Raw genomic sequence first — 6194 nt, 5'->3', positions numbered from 1 at the left:
TAATTGATGGTGTAAAGATACGAAAAATATTCCAGATAACAGCATAAAGCAGAGATTATTTTCGTGAAATATAAACATTTTAAACAGTCCTTACTTTTTAAAGTGGGCTCAGAAATTAAAGACAGCAAGCGAAACTCATAAAAAATTCATGCACTTAGAATATATGCTCATGCTTATCCTTTTAATCCTATAGTATATGTGGATATGGCCCGAGCTTATGTAACTGTCGGTTTGAAAGATAAAGCTGAAAAACTTATGAGAATGGCGCTCTATTTAGATCCAAAGAATAGGTTTGTGGCAAGGGCTGCTGCTAGATTTTATATCCATATTGGAGATAATGAGAGAGCTGCAGAAATTGTGAGAAAAACAGGCTTTTCAAGATTTGATCCATGGTTGATGGCATCAGATATCTCTATCGCTATGATGAGAGGTAAACGCTCTGGTAACATCAAAAAAGGTCAACAGATGATTTTTTCATCAAGCTATACTCCGTTCAGCATTTCAGAGTTGGCAAGTGCTCTTGGTACAGTTGAGATGGAATATGGAACAAGAAAAAAAAGTCGTGACTTGTTTAATCAATCATTAGTTGATCCTAATGATAATAGTTTGGCGCAGGCTGAATGGGCAATGATTTCTGCTCGAATACCTATAACGATACAATCAGGTCTTAATGTGAAATGCAGCCACGAAAGTAAAGTTTATAAGGCCTTGGAATTGAATGATGCTCGAGAATCCATTCATCATGCTATTGATTGGATTTGCGATATGCCATTCTCTTTAAAACCAGTTTTTATTGGCTATGAAATTTCAACATCTCTTTTAAGAGATTATGATTTAAGTTCTAATATTTTGGGAGTTGGGCTAAAGTCTCATCCTAATGATCCATGGATGTTAAATAATCGAGCTTATGTTAATGCAAGAATAAACAAGCTTGATGAAGCAGAAAAAGATATGGAACAGTTAGAACACTGTAATAAGGCTTTGTCGGAATCAATGTCCATTTGCAAGGAAGCAACTCATGGCTTAATTGCTTATCGTCGCAAAGATAGAGAAAAGGGAAGAAAACTATATGAGCAAGCGATTCTTCGTGCTTCTACAATGAAAGAAAATAGTGAAGAAATTAAGGTCAAAGCTCAGATAAATATGCTTAGAGAAGAAATTATCTTTTCAAATTATCAAAATACTTCGGCATTGATGGAGTTAGAGCAATTAGTAATACCTAATGAAAAGCTAGAATTGGTAAAATTGCGTAATGAGGTATTTGATGAAATGAAAAAAAATGAAAAGAATCAAGGATGAAGGTTTCGATTATAACTAGTTGTTACAACCGTGAGAAGACGATTCGCGGTGCGGTGGAGAGTGTGTTGGCTCAGGATTATCCTGACATCGAGTATATCATCGTGGATGGTGCTTCTAAGGACCAGTCTGCTCAGATTATCCGTGAGGCTATCGCCAGTCATGAAGATAAGGTGAAGTTCATCTCAGAGCCTGACCATGGTATGTATGAGGCTATCAACAAGGGTATTCGTATGGCGACGGGTGATGTGATTGCTCTTTGCCATTCGGATGACTTTATGTTTGCCAAGGATACGGTATCGCACGTTGTGAAGAAGATGGAGGAGACGGATTGCGATTTCCTCTATGCCGATGGTATCTTTGTGAATGAGCAGAATACTAATAAGGTGGTGAGAAAATGGATTGGTGGTAAGTATGCTCGCTGGAAGGTGAGATGTGGCTGGCTGCCATTACATCCTACTTGCTATATAAAGCGTGAGGTGATGATGAAATGCGGTCTATATGATGAGAGCTACAAGATTGCTGCTGATACTAACCTCCTGGTTAACTATCTGTATAACTGCCATCTGAAGGTAGCGTATCTCCCTGAGTTCGTAACGAGAATGCGCATGGGTGGTATGAGTACTGATTCTGCCAAGCGTAAGAAAATGTGGGATGAGGACATCCGAGTTTATTCTGGTTACGGCTTCAAGCCAGTGGCATTGACTAAGCTGATGAAAATGGCTAGGAAAGTGCCACAATTCATTAAGGCAAAGTTCATGTAAAACTTTGTCTTGAATGTGGGTTAGAGGCGATGGTCGCCTGGTCCTGGTCCGAGCTTGTGGTCTATGGCATCAAGGATTCTCCAAAGAAGGAGTCGGAGATATTGATAAAGATGTTTCATATAATCATGTCTTATGGTTCAATACTTTTTTGATAAGAACGCAGATGGATGGAAAATATTGTATTCCAAAATTCAACCCATCCTTCTTTTTCCCTCATAAAAGAAGGCTCCACCTCCACCCCATATTCCTCCTCAGAAGGTGGAAATACAACCGGCCTCCGAAGCTCAGAACTGCTAAGCTCTAAAGATGAAGGGCCCAAGCGGTCTATGTCAGATTGTGCGAGCTGGGACCTCCGAGGGGGACGATAATTTAAAATCTACAAATCATGGTTTACGGTTAATAGCAAACTGTAAACCGTAAACTATTTATAAAGTTTATGGCAAAAAAAGTTTTTGTGAGCGGGTGTTATGACCTGCTGCATTCCGGTCATGTGGAATTTTTCCAGCAGGCATCACAGTATGGTGACCTGTATGTGGGTATCGGATCGGATGCTACTTATCTGGAGTATAAGCATCGCAAGCCTATGTTCCCACAGGAGGAAAGGCTATTCATGGTCAAGAATATCAAGGCGGTGAAGGATGCGTATATCAATGAGGGAAGCGGAGTCATCGATTTCCTGCCAACTCTTGATAAGGTGAAACCGGATGTGTTTGTGGTGAACGCTGAAGGTGGGTCTGATGAGAAACGTAGGATTTGTAAGGAAAGGGGTATCGAATATGTCGAACTCCAGCGCACGCCTCATGCGGGTTTGAAGGCACGGTCTTCTTCTGACTTGAAGAAGGCGTTATCGAACGTATCTGATAATTCTGCACAGGAGGCAGGGATTCCTACCCGTCTGGATCTGGCTGGTACTTGGATTGACCAGCCTTATGTAAGCATGTATCATCCGGGATGGGCGATTACCATCTCGCTGGAACCGACCTTTGAGGTGCGCGACCGCTGCGGTCTGTCTACCTCTACCCGTAAGATGATTCAGAAGATATGGCCGGTGAAGTTGCCGAAGATGGATCCGGAGATGCTTGCCCGACTGGTATTCTGCTTCGAGAATAATCCTGAGCGTCATGATGGTATCATCTCGGGTGCCCAGGATTCCATCGGTATCTGTGTTCCCGGTCTGGTGCGTCATTATTATGACAACAACTTCTGGCCGGAGAAGATTGAGAGTACGCAGGATGAGATGACTCTCCGTTTCCTGGAAGACCATCTGGTGATGATTCCGATGGAACCGAGACGGCCGGGATGCAGTGTGGTGGAAGGTAAGGATATCACGCCTGAGAAGGTGAAGGCGCTGGCTGATGCAGCTGATGCCTGCTGGAAGGCGATTCTGGCGCACGACCTTGATGCCTTTGCTGCTGCATACAGGGCATCTTTCGAGGCCCAGATTGCGATGTTCCCAGGTATGGTGAATCCGTCTATCAACGGTGTGATAGAACCGGAAGCGAGTGTACAGCCGATGATTGACCGCTACAGCAACATGGAGGAGGTTCTGGCATGGAAGATGCCGGGAGCCGGTGGCGGTGGTTATCTGGCACTGGTAGTAAAGGACAGTCTTAAATTTGCAGAGAATCATGACGAAGCCATCCATCTTCAGATACGAAGGGCATAACTATCTGGTGCCCTTCCTCATCATCAGCAGTCTCTTCTTCATGTGGGGCTTTGCCCATGGCATCCTCGAGGTGCTGAATCCGCATTTCCAGGAGTCGTTCCATATCAGCAAGGCGATGTCGGCCCTGACGCAGGCTGCTGTCTATGGTGCCTACTTTCTGATGGCGCTGCCTGCCGGATGGATTATCCGGAAGTGGGGCTACAGGAGGGGAGTGATAACAGGACTGGTTCTCTTCGGTATCGGTGCCCTGATGTTCATACCGGGAAGCAGAATCAACAGTTTCTACTTCTTCGTACTGTCGCTGTTTGTGATTGGATGCGGACTGACCTGTCTGGAGACGAGTGCCAATCCGTATACTACGGTACTGGGACATCCTGACAAGGCGGAGAGCAGAATCAACCTGTCGCAGTCGCTCAATGGTGTCGGATGGATTGTGGGACCGCTGGTTGGCGGACAGCTTCTGTTCTCGGGTGTCAACATTGCCATCCCTTATGCCCTGGTGGGTATCTTCGTGCTTGCTGTGGCACTGGTCCTGTCAAGAATTACATTGCCAGACCCAAGGAGAGCGCATGAGGCGGATACGAACGAGAAGGTGGAGGAGAAGCCAATGCGAGTGATGGCATTCGGTTTTGGTATGCTGACCTTGTTTCTTTATGTGGCAGCCCAGACGGGGGTGAACAGTTTCTTCATCAACTATGCTGAGGAGAGTATTCATATAGAGAAGCAGACTGCCAGTCTGTATCTCGCCTTTGGCGGAATGGGTCTGTTCTTTATCGGCAGGTTGGCTGGTGGTGTCATCATGAATTATATCCAACCAAGGCTGGTGCTGCTGGTCTGTGCCATCCTCACCTTTGTTGCCACATTGATTGTGGTGGTATGTAGCGGAACCTTGTCTCTCATTGCGTTTTTCGCCCTGTATCTGGGAGAAAGCATCATGTTTCCGACTATCTTCTCATTGGCATTGAGGGATGCGGGTACAAAGACCAAGCTTGCTTCTTCGTTGCTTATCATGACGATAGTGGGTGGTGCGGTTGCTCCTGTAATCATGGGGCATATAGCAGATACTACGGGGAGTATGGCGATTGCCTTTCTCATACCGTTAGTATGTTATGGGGTGATTGGAACGTATGCGCTTTCGAATCGCCACGTTCCTCTTTAGATAAAAGGAGGATTTTTCGAAAACCTACCCTCAATGGTCTTTACACCCCCTTCGGTTCCCCCGTTAGCGGACAGAAACCTTCCTTACCGTTAAAGAAGGGAGTTCTAAAATCATCCCGTCCTTCTTTTTTGATAAAGCGAGCTGCACTCGGCAATTTGAAAGCTAGCTTTCATTGCACTCATTGGCATCGCTTTTTCCCATTAAAGAAGGCTCCACCTTTCTCTCCAAGCCTCTCTTCAATAGTCTTTACGACCCCTTCGGTTCCCCTTATAGGGGACAGAAACCCTCAGGGACGAGAGGATGTAACCGCCCTACAGTGCTGAATTTTCTACCTCTCCGTCTCTCCTGCAAGGAGAGCTCCACTTTCTCCCCAAGCCCCTCTTCCTCAGGAAGCGGGGATGTAACCGCCCTCCGGTGCTCAGAACCGCTACGCTCTAAGGTTGGCGGACCAAAGCGGTCTTCGCCATATTTTGCGGGATGGGACCGCCGGGGGTGGGAAGTTTATAATTTACAATTTATAATTAATAGTTTACTGTTTAGAGTTAATAGTTTATAGTTAATAGTTTACAACTTATATTCGGGGGATTTTGTTGATTTATTGTGAATTTCTTGGTGTTTTAGAATATGCTTATTGGCATAGCCCAATCAATGGGCTATGCTGATGAGTTTACTAGCTGGAGTTGTTATCATGGCACATTATCAAAGAGAATCCTCGATTCGTTTCATAATTTCCTTTGTCGGAAGGCGATGGTTGGACTCCAGCAAGGCTTTAAGCTTGGTTATATATTCTTCTTTCGATAGAATATCATGGTGAAGAAGTTCGTCTTGGTATCGCTGATTACTATTTCCATTAGGCAAGAACGAAATTATGTAACACTTCCTCTGTCGTTTTGTTGAGTAAGACGGCAGCCTTGGATTCTGTAATCAAGCCACTTGACAGGGCACGATAGATAAGGTTCTCGAATCTGGTGCTGTGCTCGTCATCAATGATGCTCTTCTCTACCTGGGATTTGAAATTGGAATCGAAATTTTTCTTCTTCCAATAAGTTGTATAGCGATTTTCTGATATGACATCTAGATATCTCGCCTTATACATCAAAGCATCAATAGATATTCCAAATTCTGATTGAAGGTTTTTCAACTCAACTAAAGCTATGTCGTGGCGTTTTTCGCCAATAGACTGGAGGAAAGTCTGTCTGTAAATCACCATTAGCCCGTATGGCGGTACCTATATAATATATTACCTTTGCATCCGTAATCAAAACAATTTGATAATGGAAACAAGGGAATATTTCGAAAAAGTGATGCA

At 44.3% G+C, this 6194-nt stretch carries 5 protein-coding genes; 4 read left to right on the top strand and 1 reads right to left on the bottom strand.

All coding sequences use genetic code 11. The features are described 5' to 3' along the window. Positions 1 to 204 precede the first annotated feature (204 nt). The 4 genes from ACTQ53_RS16840 to ACTQ53_RS16825 all read left to right on the top strand — a co-directional run bounded on the left by ACTQ53_RS16840 (position 205) and on the right by ACTQ53_RS16825 (position 4885). Entirely contained in the window at positions 205 to 1299 is a 1095-nt protein-coding gene (locus ACTQ53_RS16840; protein WP_441934407.1) for a tetratricopeptide repeat protein, read from the top strand. After that, on the top strand, positions 1296 to 2060 hold the full coding sequence (locus ACTQ53_RS16835; RefSeq protein WP_441934405.1) for a glycosyltransferase family 2 protein: 765 nt from the start codon (positions 1296 to 1298) through the stop codon (positions 2058 to 2060). The genes ACTQ53_RS16840 and ACTQ53_RS16835 overlap by 4 nt, the downstream gene beginning before the upstream one ends. Before the next feature lie 436 nt (positions 2061 to 2496). Next, a complete protein-coding gene (locus ACTQ53_RS16830; protein WP_441934403.1) occupies positions 2497 to 3726 on the top strand; it encodes an adenylyltransferase/cytidyltransferase family protein in 1230 nt (409 codons plus the stop codon). Beyond that, complete coding sequence (locus ACTQ53_RS16825; protein WP_441934401.1) at positions 3689 to 4885, top strand: sugar MFS transporter; 1197 nt, start codon at positions 3689 to 3691, stop codon at positions 4883 to 4885. Before ACTQ53_RS16830 ends, ACTQ53_RS16825 begins: the two co-directional genes overlap by 38 nt. Positions 4886 to 5735: 850 nt before the next feature. Here ACTQ53_RS16825 and ACTQ53_RS16820 read toward each other — a convergent pair. Continuing rightward, positions 5736 to 6095, bottom strand: a complete 360-nt coding sequence (locus tag ACTQ53_RS16820; RefSeq protein ID WP_441934399.1) for a hypothetical protein — start codon at positions 6093 to 6095, stop codon at positions 5736 to 5738. Between the last annotated feature and the right edge of the window lie 99 nt (positions 6096 to 6194).

The sequence above is a fragment of the Prevotella sp. Sow4_E9_plate genome, assembly GCF_052116205.1.
Classification (GTDB): Bacteria; Bacteroidota; Bacteroidia; order Bacteroidales; family Bacteroidaceae; genus Prevotella.
The sequence above is the reverse complement of the archived record's forward strand: the minus strand, read 5'-3'. Positions and strand labels throughout refer to the sequence as shown.